The sequence below is a fragment of the Psychromarinibacter halotolerans genome, assembly GCF_029168315.1.
Classification (GTDB): domain Bacteria; phylum Pseudomonadota; class Alphaproteobacteria; order Rhodobacterales; family Rhodobacteraceae; genus Psychromarinibacter; species Psychromarinibacter halotolerans.
Window position 1 is genome coordinate 109,275 of the sequence record NZ_JARGYD010000011.1, and the last position, 22,912, is coordinate 132,186.

The 22,912-nt window shown below is 63.2% G+C and carries 11 protein-coding genes; 7 read left to right on the forward strand and 4 right to left on the reverse strand.

Annotation, left to right across the window (positions count from 1 at the left end; all coding sequences use genetic code 11):
- Positions 1–94: 94 nt before the first annotated feature.
- From P1K30_RS21070 to P1K30_RS21080, 3 genes are all read left to right on the forward strand, one after another.
- The gene (locus P1K30_RS21070) at positions 95–1,195 is read left to right on the forward strand and encodes an ABC transporter ATP-binding protein (protein ID WP_275634761.1); all 1,101 of its coding nucleotides are present in this window, start codon (positions 95–97) and stop codon (positions 1,193–1,195) included.
- A 15-nt stretch (positions 1,196–1,210) separates the two neighbouring features.
- On the forward strand, positions 1,211–2,659 hold the full coding sequence (locus tag P1K30_RS21075) for an N-acyl-D-amino-acid deacylase family protein (RefSeq protein WP_275634762.1): 1,449 nt from the start codon (positions 1,211–1,213) through the stop codon (positions 2,657–2,659).
- A 139-nt stretch (positions 2,660–2,798) separates the two neighbouring features.
- Entirely contained in the window at positions 2,799–3,803 is a 1,005-nt protein-coding gene (locus tag P1K30_RS21080; protein ID WP_275634763.1) for a LacI family DNA-binding transcriptional regulator, read from the forward strand.
- A 7-nt stretch (positions 3,804–3,810) separates the two neighbouring features.
- Here P1K30_RS21080 and P1K30_RS21085 read toward each other — a convergent pair whose 3' ends face one another.
- From P1K30_RS21085 to P1K30_RS21095, 3 genes are all read right to left on the reverse strand, one after another.
- Complete coding sequence (locus tag P1K30_RS21085; RefSeq protein WP_275634764.1) at positions 3,811–4,542, reverse strand: SIS domain-containing protein; 732 nt, start codon at positions 4,540–4,542, stop codon at positions 3,811–3,813.
- Positions 4,539–6,059 carry an FGGY-family carbohydrate kinase gene (locus P1K30_RS21090; protein ID WP_275634765.1) on the reverse strand — a complete coding sequence of 507 codons (1,521 nt, stop codon included), beginning with the start codon at positions 6,057–6,059 and terminating at the stop codon, positions 4,539–4,541. The genes P1K30_RS21085 and P1K30_RS21090 overlap by 4 nt, the downstream gene beginning before the upstream one ends.
- 111 nt (positions 6,060–6,170) lie before the next feature.
- The gene (locus P1K30_RS21095) at positions 6,171–6,458 is read right to left on the reverse strand and encodes an SH3 domain-containing protein (protein ID WP_275634766.1); all 288 of its coding nucleotides are present in this window, start codon (positions 6,456–6,458) and stop codon (positions 6,171–6,173) included.
- A 377-nt stretch (positions 6,459–6,835) separates the two neighbouring features.
- On the opposite strand from P1K30_RS21095, the gene P1K30_RS21100 reads away from it, so the two are divergent.
- From P1K30_RS21100 to P1K30_RS21115, 4 genes are all read left to right on the forward strand, one after another.
- On the forward strand, positions 6,836–7,864 hold the full coding sequence (locus P1K30_RS21100) for a Gfo/Idh/MocA family protein (protein WP_275634767.1): 1,029 nt from the start codon (positions 6,836–6,838) through the stop codon (positions 7,862–7,864).
- A gap of 181 nt (positions 7,865–8,045) precedes the next feature.
- A complete protein-coding gene (locus tag P1K30_RS21105) occupies positions 8,046–8,585 on the forward strand; it encodes a PAS domain-containing protein (protein WP_275634768.1) in 540 nt (179 codons plus the stop codon).
- Between the two features lie 27 nt (positions 8,586–8,612).
- Entirely contained in the window at positions 8,613–12,074 is a 3,462-nt protein-coding gene (locus P1K30_RS21110) for a CheR family methyltransferase (protein WP_275634769.1), read from the forward strand.
- Between the two features lie 28 nt (positions 12,075–12,102).
- A complete protein-coding gene (locus tag P1K30_RS21115; RefSeq protein WP_275634770.1) occupies positions 12,103–12,438 on the forward strand; it encodes a response regulator in 336 nt (111 codons plus the stop codon).
- Between the two features lie 226 nt (positions 12,439–12,664).
- Here P1K30_RS21115 and P1K30_RS21120 read toward each other — a convergent pair.
- Positions 12,665–22,912: Ig-like domain-containing protein (locus P1K30_RS21120; RefSeq protein ID WP_275634771.1), on the reverse strand; the 10,248-nt coding region annotated here is incomplete at its 5' end.

The window sequence follows — 22,912 nt, forward strand, 5'->3', positions numbered from 1 at the left end:
GCTCAAGCAAGATCGCCGACGTCCGCGCCGCCGTTTGGAGGCACGGGAAAAAGACGATCCCGACCGCCGCATTCAGAACGACAGGGCAGCGCACATGGCGAAAGTCACACTCGACGGAGTGGTCAAATCCTACGGAAACGGCATGACCGCCGTGCACGGCATCGACCTTGCCGTCGAGGACCGCGAATTCGTCGTTCTGGTCGGCCCATCGGGCTGCGGCAAGTCGACAACGCTGCGGATGATCGCAGGGCTGGAAGACATCACCGGCGGCACGATCCGCATCGGCGACCGGGTGGTGAACGATCTGCCCGCCCGGCAGCGCGACATCTCGATGGTGTTTCAGAACTACGCGCTGTACCCGCACCTGACGGTGTTCGATAACATGGCCTTCGGGCTGTCGCTGGGAAAGACCCCCAAGTCCGAGATCGAAACCCGCGTCCGCGCGGCCGCCGACACGCTGGGCATCGGCGCCTTGCTGGAACGCAAGCCCAAGGCGCTGTCGGGCGGTCAACGCCAGCGCGTCGCGATGGGGCGCGCCATCGTGCGCCACCCCTCGGCCTTCCTGTTCGACGAACCGCTGTCGAACCTCGACGCGGAACTGCGCACCCAGATGCGCAGCGAGATCAAGCGCGTGCACCAGCGCGTTGATACAACGACGATTTACGTCACCCACGATCAGGTCGAGGCGATGACGCTGGCCGACCGGGTCGTGGTGATGCGTGGCGGGCGGATCGAACAGGTGGCGCCGCCGCAGGAATTGTACGCCAAGCCCGCCAGCCGCTTTGTCGCCGGGTTCATCGGCAGCCCCGGCATGAACTTCCTTCCGGCGACCGTCACGACCGATCCCGTTGCGCTGACCTTCGAAGACGGCACGCGCATGGTGCTTCCCGGGGATCAGGCCGGTCGCCTTGCCGCCTTCGCGGGCCGCACCGTCACCTTCGGCATCCGCCCCGAGCACCTGATGCCGCCGGACGGCGTGATCCGCGGCCCCGAGGCCTCGATCGACGCGCGTGTCACGCTGGTCGAGCCGCTGGGCGGAGAGGTCATCCTGCACCTTGAAGTCGCGGGGACCGAACTGGTGTCCCGCGCCGCCGTCGATACGTGGCCCTCGCCCGGGGACATCGTGCGCATGCGCGTCGCGCTGGACCGGCTTTGCCTGTTCGATCCCGAAACCGGCGCCGCCCTGCCGCTGTAAAGACCCGAGACCCACATGACATCCGAACAGACCCTTCGCTTCGACACCATCATCGCAGGGGGCACGGTCATCGACGGCACCGGTGCGCCGGGCGTCCGCGCCGACGTCGGCCTGATCGACGACCGCATCGCCGCTGTGGGCGCGCTGGACGGCGCACAGGCCGGCAAACGCATCGATGCCACCGGGCTGACCGTGGCGCCGGGCTTCATCGACTGCCACACCCACGACGACGGCTACCTGCTGACATCACCGGATATGTCCGCGAAGGTCAGTCAGGGTGTGACCTCTGTCGTGATCGGCAACTGCGGCATCTCGCTGGCGCCGACCTTCGGACGCCCGCCCGCCCCGCCGATGAACCTGCTGGGCGCTGATGAACTGTTCCGTTTCAAAAGCTTCAAGGGTTTTCTTGATGCGTTGGACGAAGCGCCTGCGGCGGTGAACGCCTTGCCGCTGGTCGGCCTGACCACGCTGCGCCGCTCGATCATGGAAGACCTTGAAAAGGCCGCCACCCGCGACGAGATCGACGCGATGCGGCAGCTGTTCGAGGACTCGCTGGACGCCGGTGTTCTCGGGTTCTCGACCGGGCTGTTTTATCCCAACGCCGCCGCCTCGACCCCGAAAGAGGTGATCGGCGTGGCCGAGCCCGCCAAGGGCATGGACCTTGTCTATGCTACGCACCTGCGCAACGAGGCCGACTTCATCATGCCCGCGCTGGAAGAAGCCTTCGGCATCGCCCGCCAGCTTCAGTCGCGGCTGGTCCTGTCGCATCACAAGCTGATCGGGGTTCAGAACCACGGGCGCGCCACCGAAACGCTGGGCCGGGTACATCGCCAGCGGCTGACGCAGGACATCGCGCTGGATCTTTACCCCTACACCGCCGGATCGTCGGTGCTGAACCTCAAGACCGTCGAAGACACCGAACGTGTCGTGATCAGCTGGTCCGACCCCCACCCCGAGATGGCGGGCCGCGATCTGGAAGAGGTCTGCGCCGAGTGGAACCTGCCGCTGGCCGAGACCATCGACAGGCTGTCGCCCGCAGGCGGCATCCTGTTCATGATGGCAGAGAAGGACGTGCAAGAGATCCTGCGCTACGAGGCGACGATGATCGGTTCGGACGGGCTGCCGAACGACAAGTTTCCGCATCCCCGCCTGTGGGGCACCTTCCCCCGCATCCTTGGCCACTATAGCCGCGACCTGGGCCTGATCGACCTGCCCGAAGCGGTGCACCGGATGACCGGCCTGACCGCGCAGGTGTTCGGCCTGACCGACCGCGGCCGCATCGCGCCGGGCTGCAAGGCCGACCTGACGCTGTTCGACGCCCGCACCATCCGCGACCGCGCCGACTGGGCCGCGCCGACGGAACCGGCCGAAGGCATCGCGCACGTACTGGTCAACGGCACGACGGTCTGGACCGACGGTCAGTCTACCGGCGCCCGCCCCGGTCAGGCGGTTCGACGGGCCTGAACCACGCCGGATCGCGGGGTTTCGCCGCACCCAGAATTGGCGCTATGGGCCAATCCGGTATTGGCGGTCCGTCCGGGCCCGCTTAGCATTCCGCCGCGGCATCCGTAGTCACGGGCCGGGCGGCAGAAAGGACGGCACGATGCGACGGATGACGATGGCGGACCTTGCGCGGCTGGCCGGCGTCTCGGCGGCGTCGGTGTCGCTGGCCCTGCGCGGCAGCGAGAAGATCTCGCCCGCGACCCGCAAGCGCATCGCCGAACTCGCCGCCGAACATGGCTATGTCTACAACCGCGCGGCGGCGCACCTGCGCATGTCGCGGTCCACGATGATCGGGATGTGCCTGCACACCATCGTCAATCCGACCGTCTCGGCGATCCTGACCAGCGCCCAGCGCGTGCTGGCGGACGAGAACTGGTCGATGATGATCGGCGACTCCGAAGACGACGTGGACCGGCAGCAAAGCTTCCTTGCCAGCGCGATCGAGACCAACATCGCGGGCCTTGTCCTAAGCCCCGCCGCAGGCACCACCGAGGCGCATCTGCGCATGGTGCAGGAACGCGTTCCGCTTGTGCTGGCGTCCCGGTCGGTCGTTGACGCCGACATCGACACGGTCCGCATCGACTTTCCCGCCGGTGTCCGGCTGGCGATGGCGCATCTGGCCGATCTGGGACACCGCCGCATCGGCTGGATCGGCCGCAGCGCCGAAACCGGCACCCGCCCCGAAGGGCATGTCCACTACGTTCGGATCATGGCCGAGCTTGGCGTGACCCCGCCGCCGGAATGGACCGAGTTTTGCCACCCCAACCGCGAAAGCGGCTATCTCGCCATGAAGAGGATGCTGGCGGCGGTGCCGGACCTAACGGCTGTTTTGTGCTTCTCGGACCTGTTGGCCATCGGCGCCCAGCGCGCCGCGCACGAGGCGGGGCGCATCCCCGGGCGGGATCTGTCCATCATGGGCTTCGACGACATCGACGAGGCGCGCTTTGCCACCCCGCCGCTGACCACCGTTCACATCGACTATGACGCATTGGGCGAAACCGCCGTGCGCCTGCTGCTCGCCCGGATCGAAGAACCGGACGCGCCACGGCAGGTGGTCGAGATGGCGCCAAGGCTGCTGATCCGCGACAGCACCGCCCCCGCTTGATCCGCGCCTACAGGTGCGGGTTGCGGTCGCGGTAGCGCGCGACCAGCTTCGCGTTGATCTCGTCCGCGCCTTCCATGTTGGCGCTGCGGTAGACCGGCACGTCCTCGCCCCGGTCGACCAGCCGCTGCGCCACGTCCGCGAACAGCGCGTTCAGCAGCGTCGCGCCGATCACCGTCGACACCGGGCCCACATGCATCTCGCTGCCCTTCAGCGCGATGGCCGCGTCGCCTGCGGGGCCGCCGTTGTCCAGAACGATGTCCGCGATGTCCGCGATCCGCACCCGGCCGCGCGCCGCGTGGGCCGAATAGGTCTCGGACGTCACCGCGACGACCACCGCGCCGCGATCCTTGGCGATCTGCGCCGCCTCGACCGGCGCGGTGTTCACGCCCGAGTTCGACACCACGATGAGCATGTCGCGGTCCCCGACCCCATAGCGATCGAGGATCGGCGCGACGATGCCCGACAGCCGTTCATAGACCGTCCCGGCAACGGCGCCGTCCTGTACGGTGGTCGGCCCCGACAGGATCGGCACGGTGAAGGCCGGACCGCCGGCGCGGAAATGGGTTTCCTCGGCCATCGTGTGCGAATGGCCGGTGCCGAACACGAAGACCCTGCCCCCCCGGTCCAGCACGTCCAGCACCGCCTCGGTCGCGGCGGCCAGCGGCGCGGCGGCGGTGTCGCGCAGGTCGGTCAGGCGGGCAAGGATGTCGTCGAAATAACGGGCGACGGTATCGGTCATGGAAGGGTCTCCTGATCTGCAGCGGCAAGCACGGCGTCGCGTCTTGCGGCATAAAGGGCATGGGCGGCGCGCCACGCCGGGGCGTCTGCGGCGCGCGGTACGACGCGGCGCGCCTGTGGCGGCGTCATCGCGGTGAAACTGTCGCTGTCGGGGTCGGACATCGTCGCGGCCAGCATCGCCGCACCCAGCGCGCCGAACTCGCTGCCGTCGGGCACCGTCACGGTGCGGCCCAATGCGTCGGCGATCATCTGCACCCATGTCGCGCTGCGCGCACCGCCGCCAGCGATCAGCACCGGCGCATCCGCCTCCGACGGCGGCAGCAGGTCCACTAGGTCCAGGATCGCCAGCACGATGCCTTCGTGCACCGCCCGCAGGATCTCTGACCGGCCATGCGCCGGCGTCAGGCCTAGGAATGTGCCCCGTGCCCCCGCCGAGACCGTGGGCGCGATAATGCCGCTTTCGCTGAGATACGGCAGAAAGGTCACCCCGTTCGCCCCCACCGGCACGTCACGCACCAGCGCCTCGGCCCGTGCATACCGCTCGGGGTCCAAGGACCAGTCGGGGCAGAACAGGTCCAGCGCCCAGTCCAGCGCCAGCGTGCCCGCGACGTTCACCATCGCGCGGAACCACGCGTCGCCGGGCAGCGGGAACAGCAGCCCCAGCCCCGGCGGCGTGAACACCGGCCGGTCGGTGGCGACGCCCAGCATGCATGTGGTGCCAAGGATGATCGAAACGGTGCCGGGTGCGCGCCCTCCCATCCCGGTCACCCCCGCCGGGACGTCACCCGCGCCGATGGCGACCGGGGTTCCGGCGACCAATCCGGTGGCCTGCGCGGCCTCTGGCGTCACCTGTCCGGCGCGCGCTTCCGAGGGCCGGACCGGGCCCAGCAAGGACGCCTGCGCCTCTAGCCCGAACAGCGACAGCATCCGGCGGCTGAAGGTGCGCGCGTGGGTATCGCCCGGGGCGACGCTGGCCTCGGTCTCGTCCGCCGCGATCTCGCCGGTCAGACGGAACCGCAGGAAATCCTTGTAGCTGACCGCATGACGCGCGCGGGCCAGCGTGTCCGGCGCATGGTCCCGCGTCCATGCCAGCAGCGGCAGCGTGCACCCCTGTTGCAGCGCACTGCCCGAACTGGCGAAGATCGTCGCAAGCATGTCGGGGTCGGCGGCTTCCATCGTCTCCAGCAGCGGCTGCGCGCGGGAGTCCTCCCAGTTGATGCCGGGGGCGACGGGTTCACCGCCTTCGTCCAGCAACCACAGCCCCACCATCGCGCCGGTCAGTCCGACCCCCGCGACACGCGCAGGCGCGACGCCGGTCTCGGTCCACAGGTCCCGCAGCACGCCGCACAGCGTCTGCCACGCAAGCAGGGGGTCGACCTCGACCCGGCGCGGCGCGGGCCGCGCGATCGGCATCTTGCGCGCCGCCTTGCCCACCAGCCTGCCCTGCGCATCAAACAGCGCCGCCTTCGTCACCGAGGATCCGGCGTCGATACCAAGGTACAGGGGGTGTTCGGTCATGGGATAAGCGCCGGGTTAATCGTTAAACCCATCGCTATCAGCCCCGCTTGCGACTTCCAAGTCCGTTCCCCGCGCAGCCCGCTTGGCGTGCGGGCAGGATGCGAAACGGGATCAGGGCGTCTTGAGGTAATCCGCCGACACGTATCCCGTCACGTTGGGCGCGTCCGCAAGCGACACGCGGCACCACAGCTGGCTGACCTCTGTCACGCAGTCCCGCTGGATCAGCGGCGTCCCGTCCGGCAGGCCAAGGATCACCCGATAGCCCAGCCCCGGCCCGCCGCGCAGCTTCAGCAGGTCGTCGTCCCCGACCCGGTGCACGGTCGCGCGGGTTCCCATCTCGGCGCCGCACGCCGACACGAAGGCAAGCGCGAAGACAGCAAGGGTGACAGTGCGTTTCATGATCAGGCCTCGTATGTTTCCGGGCCCACCATGCCGATGTTCGCAAGACCCGGCAACCGGGACCAAGCGGCAGGCGACACACGCGGGTCACAACGCATGGCCCCTGCGCTAAACGGGCCCTTTGCCCTAACCGTCAGCCGCCACCCGGAACCCGCAGTTGCCGGTCGCACTGTCGGGATCGATCCGCGTGCGCGAATTGACGTGGTAGCGGTCGCACTAGCTGACGTGGCACAGGTACGCCCCCCCAACCGGCCAGCGATATTTTCGCCGCGCCGCCCTTCCATATCCCGTCCCCGGCTGGTGTATTGGGCGACAGCCCGGACGTGCCCCACACCATCGGCGCACGAACCGCAACCGCCCCCGGCTGGCCGGGGCGCATGACTTACCGCAAGGAACACGACACCATGACCGACCAATGCCGCTGGGGCATCATGGCCACCGGCCTGATCGCCGACCTGTTTGCCGCCGACCTGTCGCTTGCCGGCCTGCCCGTCGCGGCGGTCGGGTCGCGCTCTGCCGGGAAGGCCGACGCCTTTGCCGCCAAGCACGGCATTCCCACCGCGCACAGCAGCTACGAGGATCTGGTGGCCGACCCGGATGTGGACGTCATCTACGTCGCCACGCCGCACCCGTTCCACGTCGAGGGCGCCAAGCTGGCGCTGAACGCGGGCAAGCACGTCCTCATCGAGAAACCCTTCGCGATGAACGCCCGCGAGGCGCGCGAGATCGTCGCCCTTGCCGAAGCGAAGAACCTGCTGGTGATGGAAGCGATGTGGACCCGCTTCCTTCCCCATATGGTGCGCCTGCGCGAAATTCTGTCCGAGGGCACGCTGGGCGAGATCCACTCGCTTTGGGCCGACCATTCTCAGGCGCTTCCGGACGATCCGAACCACCGGCTGAACGCGATGGAATTGGGCGGCGGCGCGCTGCTGGATCTTGGTATTTACCCGGTGTCCTTCGCGCATGACGTGCTGGGGCCGCCTGCCGAGGTTCAGGCGGTGGCGCGGTTCAAGGACACCGGCGCCGACGCCGAAGTGGCGATGGTGATGCGCCACGCCTCGGGCGCGCTGTCGCAGTTGGTGTGCACCAGCGACTATCAGGGGTCCAACGCGGCCCGCATCGTCGGCGCGCAGGCGATCCTTGAACTGGACGGCGTGTGGTACTCGCCCACCACGTTCCGCGTGCGGACCCACGCGGGCGACGAAATCGAGACCTGCGACATCCCGGTCGAGGGACGCGGCATGCAGTACCAAGCGCACGCTTTTCAGGATGCGGTTCAGGCCGGGAAACGCGCCGTCGACCTGATGACGCCCGAGGGCACGGTCGAGGTCATGCAGACGATGGACACCATCCGCGACCGCATCGGCCTTCGCTATGCCGCCGACGACGACAATGCGCCTGCATAAAAGGACGTACCGCCTGCCGACCCCGGCGGGCGGGCCCACGCCAGCAGCCGCGGGCTGGACGTCAGACGGGTGAAACGCATAAAATTTCGCGTCAGCCTTGCTTCGGGTGGACTCGAGTACAAATTGTAACGTCCAGCGAACGGGGTCGATGCCCGTCAGCAAACGGGGATATCGCCGAGGGATGAAGGACCAGCCACTGCCGCAGCGCCTTGCGGACTACATTCGTCAGTCTGGCGTGGCGCTTGCCATGTCCGACACCTCGGAAGACGCGCCACTGGTTCTTGTGAACGACGCCTTCTGCGATCTGACCGGCTACGATCAGGCGGATGTCCTGAACCAGAACTGCCGCTTTCTTCAGGGCAGCGACACCACCGAGGAGATGCGGCAGCCCCTGCACGATTTCGTTCACGGCAAAGGCGACGACAACGGCAGGTTCCCGATCCTGAATTACCGCAAGGATGGGTCCGCGTTCCACAACTATGTCTTCATGACCCGGCTGCGGGATGACGAGAACGTGGTGCGCTACATTCTCGCGTCGCAGTTCGACATGAGCTCTGCGCTGTTGCGGTCCAAGATCGCCACCCACGATGAAAAGCTGCGCCACGCGCTGTCCGACGTCGAGCAGATCGGGCGTGAATTCGGGCTGGCCATGATGGGTTCGGCCAAGCTGCTTGCCGACTCCGTTGCCACGATGGCGAAATTGTCGATGCGTGAGGCCTGAGCAGGCCGCTTGAGTTTGAGTTAGACGATGAAAGACGACGAAAAGTCAGAACAGGCCGCTGAAGCGTCGGCGGAGAACAGCGTAGAAACGGAACGGCTTTGCATCGTGGGCATCGGTGCTTCGGCCGGTGGGCTGGAAGCCATCCGCGAGATGCTGGCGGGCGCCCCGACCGACGCCAACCTTGCCTACGTGGTCATCCAGCACCTTGACCCGAACCACGAAAGCCTGCTGGCCGAACTTTTATCACGCCACACCGACCTGACGGTGAAACAGGTGTCCGGCGGCGAGAAGATCCGCGCCAGCAACGTCTATATCATCCCGCCCGGCGTCGGGCTGTCCGTGTCGCAGGGTGTGCTTGAGCTGACCGACTTTGCCCAGCCGCGCGGGCTGCGCCGTCCGATCGACGATTTTTTCGAAAGCCTCGCGCTGGATCAGGGCCGCTTCGGCGCCTGCGTCATCCTGTCCGGCACCGGCGCCGACGGAAGTGCGGGTTTGCGGGCGATCAAGGAACACGGCGGGCTTTGCGTGGTGCAGGATCCCCGCACGGCGAAATACGACGGGATGCCAACCTCGGCACAGAACACCGGGATGGTCGACCTTGTGCGGCGCCCGTCCGAGATCGTCGACGCGATCCAGCAGTACTATGCCCACTCCTTCGTCGACACCGCCGATGCCAAGCTGGCCAACACGATCGAAGAGAACCTCAACGACATCTGCGCCGTGGTGCGGAATTTCGTGGGGCATGACTTTTCCGGCTACAAGCAGTCCACGCTGATCCGCCGCGTGCAGCGCCGGGTGCAGGTGCTGGATCTGGACGACGCCGAGCAATACCTGCAACACATCCGGTCGGACCCCAGCGAATGCGAGCTGCTGTTCCGCGACCTGCTGATCAACGTCACGCGCTTTTTCCGCGACCCCGAGCACTTCAAGGTGCTGCGAGAGACCGCGATCCGCCCGATGGTGCAGAACGCCGGAAACGAGGACGAGATCCGCGTCTGGGTGCCCGGCTGTTCCAGCGGCGAGGAAGCCTATTCCATCGCGATGCTGTTCGCCGACGAGTGCCGGGCGCAGAAGCGGTCGGTCAACATTCAGATCTTCGCCACCGACATCGACGAGCAGATGCTCAGGATCGCCCGCGAAGGGTCCTATGCGCAGGCGGCGCTGGCCGACATCCCCGAGGCCATGCGCGACGCCTATACCATCGCGCGGGACGGCCGGTTTCAGGTCTCTGCCAAGATCCGCGACATGATCCGCTTTTCGGTGCACAGCATCGTCCGCGATCCGCCGTTCTCAAGCATCGACCTGCTGTCCTGCCGCAACCTGCTGATCTATTTCGGCGACCAGTTGCAAAGGTCGGCGATGCCGATCTTCCACTATGCGATCAAGCCCGGCGGCGTCCTGTTCCTTGGCCCGTCCGAGACGGTTGGCCGTTTCGACCACGCATTTCAGGCGATCGACCAAAGCGCCCGCGTGTTCCGCCGCAACAACAGCCGCCCCGAGTATCCGTTGCACCTGCGCGGTCAAAACGGTTCGGATTCGAACGGCAATCGTCTGCGCCCGAAACACGACGCCGAGCCGTCTAAGCGGCTGGAATGGGGCGACGGCGGCGCGACCGACCGTATTCTGGCGGCCTACGCACCGGCAACATTGCGGGTGACCTCGGCGGGCGAGATCCTGAAGACGTCGGGACGGCTGGGCAAGTATCTGGAATTCAGCAACGGCGAAGACGGGAACCAGTTCGCGCCCGCCGTCGCACGCCCCGGCGTGCGCGAGGCCATCTCGGCCATCGTGCGGCAGGTCAGCCGCAGCAAACGGCGCACGATCTCGCAAGACCTGAAGGCGCAGTCCGAGTTCGGCAGCCAGTCCTTCGACCTGATCGCCGAACCGCTGAACGACGGGACCTTCCTGCTGATCTTCCGCGAACGCGACCGCTTTCAGCACGCGGATGACGACGATTTCGAATCCGTGGTGCCGATGGACAGCCATGTCCAAAGCCTTGAGGACGAGCTGCGCTCGACCCGGGTCCGGCTGCACACGACGGTTGAAGAGCTTGAGACCGCGAACGAGGAACTGAAAAGCTCGAACGAAGAAATGATGTCGATGAACGAAGAGCTTCAGTCGACAAACGAAGAGCTGTCCACCGTCAACGACGAGCTCAAAAGCAAGGTTGACGAGCTGTCCGTCGCGAACTCGGACCTGTCCAACTTCTTCGCATCCACCGCCCTGCCCCTTGTGGTCGTCGGCGCGGATCTGTCGATCCGCAACTACACCGACGCGATCCTCAGCATCTATCCCTTCCGCAACACCGACCGTGGCCGCCCGCTGAACGAGGTGACAAGCACCGTTCGGCAGGACGAGGAAATGCTGGAAGCGACGCGCGACGTGATCCGCGACGGCGAGATCCGTCATCTGCGCGTCTGGGACCGCGCCGAGGAACGGACTTGGTCGCTGGTGGTGACCCCATACAAATCGCGCGACGGCAGTCTGGACGGCGCCACGCTGGTCTTCAGCGAAGTCACCGACGCCATCCGTCTTGAGGACGCGCTGGAACAGGAAGGCGAACGTTTGCGGCTGGCGCTGGACGTGTCGGGCCTGTCGGTCTGGGAATGCAATCCACGGGCGAAGACGATGACCTTCGACGCGACCGGCGCGGTGCTGATGGGGCTGGACGACGAAACCATGCCCGTCACGACGTTCTTCGACAGCATCCACGAAGACGACCGCGAGCGCGTCGAAAAGGAATTCCGCGCGCTGACCGACAACGGCGACGAGATCGATATCACCTTCCGCATCGACACAGGTGGCGCCCGCAACCCGTTCGTTCAGGTGATCGGCAAGCGGATGCACAGCCGTCGCGAGATGCGCATCCTCGGCGTCGTGTTCGATGTCACCAAGGAACAGGAAGACCGCGACATCCGTGAGATGATGCTGCGCGAGATGAACCACCGGGTGAAGAACATGTTCTCGGTCATCTCCGGCATCGTGCGCATCGTCGGCCGGCAGGCGCCCTCGGTCCCCGATCTGGTGGACGGCATCCAGCGCCGCGTCGACGCGCTGGCGCGGTCCCACGATCTGACGCAGCGGGCACCGTCGAAGGCCTCGCTGACGCTGGACGACGTTGTGCGCGCCTCTCTCGAGCCGTATTCGGATCATTCGGAGATCGACATCGACGGTCCGCCCGTCCCGGTCACCAGTCAGGAGCTGACCGCGCTGTCGCTTTTGCTGCACGAATGGGCCACCAACGCGGCCAAGTACGGCGTGCTGGGGCCGAAGGACGGACGGCTTTCCGTGACATGGAAAGACAACCTTCCGGAAAATGTCGTTTTGACGTGGAACGAAAATCACTCGGCGGAAGTTATTGAGTCCGAGGAGACCGCCGGGTTCGGTTCGACGCTGCTTCAGCTGTCGGCCGCGCAACTCAACGGTCGGATCGAAACGGATAAAACAGAGACCGCGCGAAGGATGACTTTGACCTATGTCCCAAACTGAAAACACTGCTGGTTCGCGGCATAAGGTCATGATTTGCGAAGACGAATTCATCGTCGCGCTGGATCTGAAACTGATGCTCGAAGATTTCGGCTTCGAGGTTCTGGGCCCCTTCAGCGAAGTGTCCGCAGCGGCCGACTTCGTGAAGGACACCTGCCCCGACGTGGCGCTGCTGGACGTCAACCTGCGCGACGGCCAGGTCTTCCCGCTGGCGGACACTCTGGCCGAAAAGGGCGTCCCGATGGTTTTTCACTCGGGTCACGTCGACGACAGCGAGATCCGGGAACGCTACCCCGAGGCGACAAGCTGCAAGAAGCCAGTGAACACCGAAGGCCTGAAAAACGCGCTGTTCCAATCGGTGGCCTGAGCCCGCGGGCTTCGTGGGGGCGTCCGGGCGATGGCTTGAGCCTTCCAAAGCCAGCTAGGCACGGCGCGAGGGTGGATCCATGGTACTTGCGTACATGTCCCTTTAAATTCTGCAGGGGAACCTTTGCGGTTCCGACTGCGGAATCGCGAAGAGGCCGCAATCTCGACCCCATCCTGTCTAGAGGCGAGACCAGCGCAAACTGGCCTCGCCATGCAAACCTTCTTCGTCAGACAAAGTTCCAGGTAGACGCGTCTGCTTCAATGGCCGCCACGTCCGTATGACCTTCGAAGACAATGAAGCGCGAAGGGGTAAGCTGGATCGCTACATCCCCCGACCCTGCCGTCGTGAACGTTAGGTCACCGGCAGAGCTGTAACCGAAGTCTATAAGGTCAAGCGTGTCGGTTCCCACTTCGTAGTCAGTGATGAACTCTGCAACAAAGGTGGTTTCTTCGCCGAACGTGAACTCGAAGACGTCGGCGCCATCGCGACCGCTAAGCTGATCGGCACCTTCGCCTCCGATCAGTTTGTCGTTGCCAGCGCCGCCAACAAGGACATCTGCCCCGCTTTCACCGCGGATGGTATCATCGCCGGAGCCACCCACGATCGCATCATCGCCGCCGCCAGCGAAAATCTCGGTCGCTCCAGTGTCTGTGGAGATGAAACGATCGTCTGCGTCAGTAAGGTTGTGGACCGGGTTCGTCGCGATCAGCCCATAGGTGCGTGCGAATTCAGTCGCGACGATATCGCCCGGCAGCAGATCGCTTTGCGACAGGCCTTCCAACACGATGAACCTACCGCTCCCAAGGTCTATGGCGTCCCCTTCTGCAACGGTGATGAAGCTTAGGCTCCCCGGATCCGTAATACCGAACCCGGAAAGCTCGATAATATCTTCGCCGGGCGTGAAGTCGGTGACGAAGTCGGCAGTGAAGCCCCCGACCTGGAAATCCCCCGCCGAGAAGGCGAACATATCGCTCCCCTCACCGCCGGTTAGATTGTCAGCACCCAAACCACCGATGATGGTGTCGTTGCCAGAGCCTGCGAGAACGACGTCGTCCCCTGCACCGGAGGACACCATGTCGTCACCGGCGCTGGTGGCGATGACGTCGTCGCCGCCGTCTCCATAAACGCGATTGGGTCCAGCATCTTCAGTGATGAACCGTTCTCCGGCGGGCGTCAGTTGACTTGCCGCTGGTCCAGCTAGAACAACGGTCGTTTCTCCGTTGACCGAAGACACCTCGAAAGTCTCGCCGGAGAAGTCTCCTTCAAGCGTCAGCACGCTTTCAGGCGTCCCGTCACCATTTGCATCGAAAGACAGGATGGCCGAGCCCGCCACGACCGTGACGTCGTCCGGAGACAGGCTTGCCTCCTGCAGCACGATGGCATCCCCCGTGCCGAAGTCGCTGACGGTATCGCCGTCGAAGTCGGACAGGCTTCCGGAGATCGTGTCATTCGATCCCTGAAGCTCAAAGTATTCGGTGTCTCCCGATGCTGATAGATCGTCGCTCTCAGGCGTCCCGAGGACAAAGGTGGACCCCGTCGGTGCAACAGTCACCACAACCTCGGCGGTGCTGATCTGCCCCTCGTCATCATCTATGACGTAAAAGAACCTGTCGGACCCAACGAAGCCGGGCATCGGAACGTACTCGATCATACCGGCTGCCGTGATCTCAGCCGATCCGAAAAGCGGCGCCGCAACACTGACGAGCGAGATGGGCCCACCCTCGGGGTCGCTATCATTTCCCAGCACGTCGATGACGATGGCGGCGCTTTCCGCTGTGTCCGCCCGATCATCAATTCCTTGAGGCGCCAAGTTGGGTACATCGTCGTTCAGGATAGTGTGTATTGCCGTCTGGCCGGTTGGGTCGATGGAAACGTTTGTCCGATCCGTCGACACGAGTTCTACGCCGACGTCCTCATCGCTCTCGAATTCAGTGTCACCGGTTACAGAGACAACGAACGACACGCTCGCCTGGCCATCTACCAGCGTGACTTCGTCGGGGATGGACCCCGCGATGTCCGCCGCGTTGACGGTTCCCAGCGCCGCGAGCGTTAGGGTGACAGCACCCGTAAGATCGCCGGTCCGGGTGACCGTGAATGAGAGGTCGTAGCTACCGGAATCGCCTTCCGTGAAGCTTGACGTCGTGGACGGCGTCTCGCCGGAGCCGACGCGGGTGACAGCGACCGACACGGTCGAGGCGAGATCGTCGTTCTCGATCGTGTAAGTCGCACTGGATGCACCGGGCTCCGTCACGACATCGGCGCGGGACGTCCCTGTGATCGCAACGGTCAAGTCCTCATCCGCCTCGATCACGTCGTCCCCGAACACGTCCAGCCGGAAATAGCTTTCCTCAACGCCCGACCGCAGAGTGACGGTCTGCGGCACGCTTCCCGAATAGTCGTCGCTATCTGCTGTTGTCGAAAGCTGCAGTGACACATCGACGTCGCCGGACAGGTCACCCAAGCGACGCACAACGAACCAGACCTCGGTATTGCCATCAGCACCTTCGGAACCGGCCGAAGAGGCGAAGGACGTAAATCCGGCATCATCGGGATTGCCGGTCCCAACTTCGATGCTGACCGAGCTCGCGGGGTTGGCAATATCGTTTACCGTTACATCCACGGTGCCGACAGACGTGCCGCCGTTGCCATCGACGATCGTGTAGGTGAAGCTGTCCGACCCGGTGAAATTGGCGTCCGGGGTATAGATCAGGGTACCGGAAGTGCCGACCACCACAGAGCCGTCAGCACCTTGTGTGACACCGACAACAGACAGCGGATCGCCCTCGGGATCGGTATCATTGGCGAGTGCGTCGAAGGAAATCGAAGTGTTCTCGTCCGTCAGGACGGTATCGTCGTTTGCAGTCGGCCCGACGTTCTTCGCCGTGTAGGTCACGATATAGGTCTGCGGACCAGCCGTTTCGTTATGGTCGAGAAGATGCAAAACGTCTTCGTACTCCGGCCGTCCGCTTGGCGGGAAGGTCCGGTCCGTCTGCCAATAGTTGGCATCCAGAAGCACCTTTCCGTCGCTCTCGCGCACGATCGAGGCAATCGTGTATTCTCCCGCCCCGGGGTCCAGCAGCGACGCATAGCTATACCCTGCAGCCATCGTAGCGGTGACCTCGACCACCAAGTCCGACGGGCCTGCAACGCCATCCGCAACCTCACCAGTGGCGAGCGCGACAGCCAGAACTTCGCCGTCCGAGGTATAAAGCGTGTCTGGAAGCGCGGTCGGATCGGTCTCCCAGTCATCGTTGACCAGAAAATCGGACAGGCCGTCAGAGCCAGACCGATCGTCCTGCACCACCTGCACCAGTTCGTGGATGCGGGTTTCGGTGATCAACGACAGTTCCTCGAACCCAAGGCTGTTCTCATGGGTAAAGGACACGTCGTAATCTACGAACTTGCCCTGCAGGCTCGACTGCATCAGCCACACCGCCGTTTCGGCGTCGCCAGCGGCGATGTCGCCGAAATCCGCATTCAGTGTCGGCGCGACACCTTCCCCGTTCACCTCGGTGCCGAGGATCTCGAAATCGATCAGAAGACCTTTCTCGTTCTCGATAATCTTCGGCTGGGCCGAGGTGATCGACAGGTTTGTTGCGTCACCTGCGCCAACGTTGTTGACGAGGATTCCAAGAGCGAAAGGTTGCGACACCTCGACCACGTCGTCCGTGAACGGATCGTCGGAAAAAACGTTCCGCTGCATGAAGTAATCGAGTTCCAGTTCTGCCTGCGGACGGACGGTTATCTCTTCCTGCCGCAGTGGGACCGCCACCTGAACGCCGTTCTCAACATAGCTGAGCGAGCCAGAGATCGTGTACGTCTCTTCGCCCGAAGCGGCGGCAAGACGGGACGGCACAAGGGTAAAGGTCGCGGACCCGCTCTCGCCCCCAGCAATCACACCCGTGCCGTCAATCGCGGTCAGGCTGCCGTCGAGGAACGGATCGGTGATGCCGAATTCCGTCTGCTCGACGAGATTGCCGCTGCTGTCACGAACCTCGATCTGCAGCGCGATGTTCGACAAGTCCTTCGTCGTCTCGTTGACGATCTCCAGTTCCGCAAGGAATGCCTGACGCGTCAGAACGACGTCCTGGCTGATCGAGATACGGACGGAGGCGCAGACGCCACCCACTGGCGCTGTTTGTTCGGCTTCCACAAGGTTAAGTGCCTGCTCTGTCAGCGACGACAAGTCCGAGTAGCCATAAGCGTCAGCAATCAGACCATGCGAAATATACGCACTCGCCAGCACCTCAAGCCGATCCAAAGCTATGAAGTCAGAACTCATACCATTGGGCACATCCTCTTCGTTAATGATGCCTGCATTCCAATAATCGATGGATCGGTTCCATCTTTCAAGAAATGCCTCGGCTTCATCACTTGAGATGTCATCCGGAAGCGTCAGCCCAAGCAGATAGCCTTTCTCTTCGACCGTCAGGCGGCGTGCGCCGTCGACCAAAAATGCGCTAAACTCCCCAATCCAACCTGAAACGCCCGCGGCGTCCTCAGTGTCCAACCAAGCCTGATCACCGAAAAGATATGATTGATAATCAAGTGACGCGTTGAACGAACTCAAAGCGAGACTCAATGCGAGTTGCGCATCCGTCATGCCTGTTTCCAGCATCGCAGGCGCCGCATGGAGGGACATCGGTGAGGCGTCCGAAGGTTGGGAGACACCCGTCAGGCCATTGACGATTTCAACGACGTCATCGGCGAGATCAACAAAATCGCCAAGATCCTCTAGATCCAATATATCGCCAATATCATCAAAATCGTCTACAATCGTGGCGATAGGTAGAACTTTGCCAGTGTATGCAAGTACGTTGTCGAGAAAATCAACGCCCTGCTTCCACCCAAGCAAATCTGCGAGCGCCCTAGCGCATTTTATACCGTCTTCTATTCGCCCGAGCGGCGCTAGTCCGTCAATTTGATCCGGATCGAAGTAGTCCTCCAGACCTTGCGCGACGCTGCCAGCGAGATCATTGGCATTCCCCCCCCCAGGACCTTGTGCAATGAACCTGACAAAATCAAACGCCGGCGCAAATTGTGGTGCGAACGTTTTTCCACAATCCACGAATGGATCGACCAAATCACAAAGGTCGACTTTCGGAATAGGGATAACCGGGCTGAATACGGGTTGCTGAGGCGTACCACCATTTGGACCACCGCTGGAAAATCCTCCTCCTGCACCGCCTCCGCCTGCGCCGCCGCCGCCACCGAAACCGCCTCCAAGCCCCCCGCCGCCAAAGCCAAATCCGCCAGGGACACCATCGTCACAGTTGCCGTCCGCGTTAGCAATTCCGATAGAAACCACCTTGTAAACATCGTTGGGTCCGCAAGGATAAGAGAAATACACTTCCGCTTGGATTACGCATGACACTGGTTCGGAAGCAGGAACTGCCCCCGGCGCGTCGAATGTTGAAAGCGCACCCATTTTCTCGTCCGCCATGTCTCCGAGAAGGCCTTTCTCGAGAACAATATTGCTTTCTTCTGCCTCAACCTCAAAGTCCGCAACACGAGTGATCTTAATGGGAATCGTAATTTCAGATTTCGCATCGAGCACATCAAAGGCGCCCTCGGGGTAATCGAAATTATAAAACGGATGATCGCCAATATTGAGTTCAAAATTATTGACAGCTATCAATCCGTAATTTGTTGCCGTCATTTCGACAACGATTTCCTCGCCGACCTGATCTAGCTCCGCTAGATCAATCAAAGGTGGATCGATCACGACGACCGGCTCGGGAACGTCGGTGGCAAACTCTGCCTCGACGTTTACGGTGTACCTGTCCTCGACCTCGGTTTCCTCGACGGACCAGTAGTACTTCACCGTCTGCTTGGACATGAAGGCGTCGATGGAATTGGTCTGACCCGGGTTGATCTCGATCGTCGACTGGTAGCTGTCGTGATCCTTTGCATCGATCCGGACGTTATACAGCCCCTCGGGGATGTCGCTGATCGTTACCATCCCGTCGACGTCCATGGACGAGAACACGATCTCTCCGGTTACCGCGTTGGTGACGGTGACGCGGCCATCGTCAACCTTCGGAGCTTCGTCCGAGAAGTAGAACAGCTCGTCGACCAGGTTCAGCTCCAACGTGCCAGTGGCATCCGAGGCCGTGTAGAAGGTAAATGGCAGGCTGGCGAAATCGCCGCCGGCTTCCGAAACGGAGATCGAGCCCGAGAAGGTCCCAAAGGGGACATCGTCATCAGGCGTCAGGCTAACGAAGATTTCACGGCTTTCGCCGGCCCCGAGGCTTTCGATGACCTGCGGCGTGGCAAGACCCATCCAGTCGAGCTCCGGCAGAAGGACCGTAATCGGCGCCGATGCCGTCGATCCTTCATTGGTGATCGTGAAGCTTACGAGTTCCTGCTCTCCCCGCAGCGCGAAACCCTCGATCGAGGTCTGTTCGATGACAAGATCGGCCAAGGACGACACTGGGTCGATCCGTACGTTAGCCGATGTCTCTGCACCTTGGTCAGAGGTGACCCGAACCACCACGTCCGTGAAGTCGTAGGCCGTTACCTCCGGCATGGTGGCGTTCAAGTCCAACGTGATCGTGCCGTCACCGGCAAGCGTCGTCGCCTCCAGAACCGGGGTAACATTCCACGACGTCGGCAGGCCCTCGATCGTGGCATTTAGTCCGGTCAGGTCCAAGTCGCCGAAATTGTCGAGCGTGAGGCTAAGCGTCCCGGACTGACCGTTGACCACCTCGAACGTGACATAGTCCTCAAGGATATCCATGCCGAAGATGTCGACCGTCGCTTCCGGCGCTGCGTCTTCCCCGGGGTTCCCCGGGTGGTGCGCATTCAGGCTGAGAGTGCCGCCCTGCCCCGGCAACGTGGTGAAGCTTGTCGACCACTGCCCGGTGATGTCGGTCAGCACATCGATCGTCCGCGTCGTACCGTCGATTTCAGCTTCGATCGTCACGAACTCGAAGGGCGCCGCCTCTCCGGTCTCGACGTCGATCGCCTGCCCCGACAGCTGAATGGCCTCACCGCCGACCACAGAACCGGTGTTGGCCACCAATGTCGAGTGATAGGCTGGAAGCACCCCGGCCGGCGCCAAGGACGCTCCGATGTTGTTGCTCTCGTCGACCTCGAGAACGGTGCTGCCCCCGGCATCCGTCTTGACGAGAAGATAGTAGTCGCCGTTCTCGCCGGGCATTTTGACCGTAGCGGAACGTTCGTAGAACGATCCTGCATCCAGTGTCCCCGAGAAAGATAGGTCCCGAAGGAAGATATCATTCTCGTCGAGAACGGTATCGATCGAGAGGAAAAGCTTGTCGGTCCAACCGGTATCGGGAAGCGTCGCTCCGCCAAGATTGTCGACCCGGTACGAGACCGACACCCACTCGTCCGTTTTGCCGCCTTCGAACTCTACATCCGACACGACCAGGTCGGGAGCACCGGCGATTCCGTTGACCGACAAGGTCACGAGCGCGGTGTCACTGCCCCCGGCGCCATCATCTACCGTATACTGGAAACTGTCGGCGCCGGTCTCGCCATAAGCCAGTGTCGAGAATGCCCCGTTGGGATCGTACGAGAAACTGCCGTCCGCGTTGAGAAGCAGCAGCGCACCGGAGGCAAGCGTGATCTGTGCCCCGACATCACTGGTTGAACCGTTGACGGCAGACACGACCAGAGCATCCCCATCCGGATCGACGTCGGTGCCATCCTCGAGAACCGTGACGGTGCCGCCGCAGCCGCAGTCTTCTTCTTCCGGCAATTTGATCACGTTGCCGGTCAGAACGCTTGTCTCGACAACCTCGTAAGCGTCATCCGCGGCGACGGGCGCGTCGTTCACCCCGGCAAGGGTAATAACCGCGGCGCTTTTGGTTACGCCCCCGGCCCCATCCGAGATCGTGTAGGTGAACGTATCCGTACCGGTCGCCCCCTCCCCAAGAGCATCCTGTGCCCCCGAGGGATCGTAGGTAAAGCTGCCGTCCGGCGCCATCGTCACGACGGCCCCGGATACAAGCGTTATGGGACCATCCGCGATCGGCCGTCCCTCGACGGCAATGACGGTAATGTCGTCCCCGTCGGGATCGCTGTCGGCGCCGGTCCCGGTGTCGTCGGTGATCACGTTGCCAACAACAGGAGTTTCCTCGTCGCTGCTATAAGCGTCTTGCGTCGCGACCGGCGGTGCGCCGACGCCGGTCAGATCGATATTGACGACAGCCTCCGAAAAGCCGCCTTCGCCGTCGGAAATGGTATAGGTAAAGCTGTCGGTCGCACTCTCACCACTCGCCAGGTCGAAGGCCCCGTCGGGATCATAAACGAAGGTGCCATTCGTCTGCATCGTGACAACTGCCCCGGATGCCAGCGTATAGGACGAACCCACGACCGCGGTCAGCCCTTCCACCGCATAGACAGTAAGGGGATCCGCGTCGGTATCTGTGTCGTTGCCCAGCACCTCTCCCGCAACCGTCTGGGTCTCGAGAGTTGCAAAGCTGTCATCCGCGGCCTCGGGCGGCGTGTTCGGAGGCGCGAGAACGGTGATCGCAACCTGCCCGGTCATCGACCCGCCGTTTCCGTCCTCAACCGTGTAGCTGAAAGTATCCGTGCCAGAGAAACCCGCCAGCGGCGTATACGTGACCTCGCCGCCACTCCCAACGGTTACCGTTCCGTGCGACGCTGGTCCGGTCCCGGTCAACTGCAACGGATCGCCTTCTGGGTCCGAGTCGTTGTCCAGAACGTTCAATGTGACAGCCGCTTCAAAGTCGGTCTCTGCGGCGTCGGCGACAGCAACAGGTGCATCGTTCACGGACAGGATATCAACCGTGACGGCCTGGACGCTGGTTTCGTAGCCGTCACTCACGACATAGTCGAAGCTGGCAGGCCCGAAGTAGTCGGGATCTGGTGTGAACCGGACTGTGTCCCCGATCAGTTGCACAGTACCGTTCGTCGCGTTCTGAACCGCCGTAATGGTCAGCGGGTCTGCATCTGGATCCGTGTCACCCTCTAGAAGGACTGACGTCGCGATCTCAAAGACACTGTCCTCGTCCGAACTGAATGCTTCGCCGTCTGTGACGGGCACCTGGTTGAATACGACATCCTGATCGGCAAAGCGCAGAATCCGGATTCCGGACAGCGTATCGCTTCCCTCGTCACCGTCCGCCGCATTCAGATCGGTCACCGTCGCTGACGTATCGTCGCCCGCTATCAGGAAATCCGCGCTGTCGCCCGCATAGACTGCAACATCGAGCCCCGCGCCACCTTCGAGGGTATCGTCACCTCCGCCACCGGTCAGCAGGTCGTTACCGTCACCGCCGAGAACGCTATCGTCCTCGCCACCGGCCTCGATGGTGTCGGCTCCGTCGCCGCCATCGAGCGTATCTTGGCCGTCGAGACCGACAAGGCTGTCGTCCCCAGCCAGACCCTGGATCGTGTCGTTCAGGATTGTCCCGACCAACGCGCCCGGATTGCCCGGCAGCCCATTGTCGTCACCGCTGGTCCCGAGGAGATCCACGCCGGTGAACCCGGTGGCAACCGGAAGATCCCCGTCCGAAAACCGCAGAACCTCCACATCCGTTAGAACATCTGTCCCGTCCGAACCCGTGTTGTGGATCACCTGCAATCCGGTCTGGTCACCAATTACCGTGTATTGTGCCCGCGTCCCCGAATAGATCGCTATGTCACCGGGACCATCGCCGCTTTCGCCGCCGCCGAAGATCGTATCGTCCCCGACACCGCCACGGATGATGTCATCGCCCGTTCCGCCGAAGATCTGGTCGTTTCCGCTATTGCCCTCGATGCTGTCGTTGTCCGCTCCGCCCTCAAGCGTGTCATCCAGACCCGAGCCGATGATCGTATCGTCGCCCGCGCCACCATCGATCGAGTCCGGGCGGTAGCCGGACCACGTACTGGTCGTACCGCCATTGATGGAGTCGTTGCCGTCCCCGCCAAGGATCGTGTCCAGCCCGTAGCGGGTCCCTGTGATGGTATCGTCGCCCGCGCCGCCATCGATCAGCACCGCCGTGTCGGTAACGACACTGCCGTATCGCGAAATGGTATCGGCACCATCGCCGCCGTTTACAAAGATGTCGGCACCGGACTGGTCGACGAAATCAATCCGATCCTGCCCGATCCCACCGTCGAAATAGGTGCCGTAACCACGCAGCGTGTCGTCGCCTTCGCCGCCAGAGAAGCTGTTCACTTCGGTCGAAGAATTGTAATCCGTGAGGCTGTCGTCGCCGGCACCACCTTCCAGCGCATCGTCACCGCTTCCGCCATCGATCGTGTCGTTCCCAGCGTCGCCGACCACGCTGTCGTTGCCGACGCCCCCGTTCAGAAAATCGGCTCCCGCGCCGCCGATCAAGGTATCGTCGCCTGCCTGGCCATAAAGGACGTCCGCATCGTCGCCACCGTCAAGGCTGTCGGCGCCCTCGCCCCCCTGAAGCGTGTCGTCCCCAAGACCGCCAAGGATCGTGTCGTCGCCGTCCCCGCCCAAACCAAGGTCAGCCCCGTCACCGGCTTC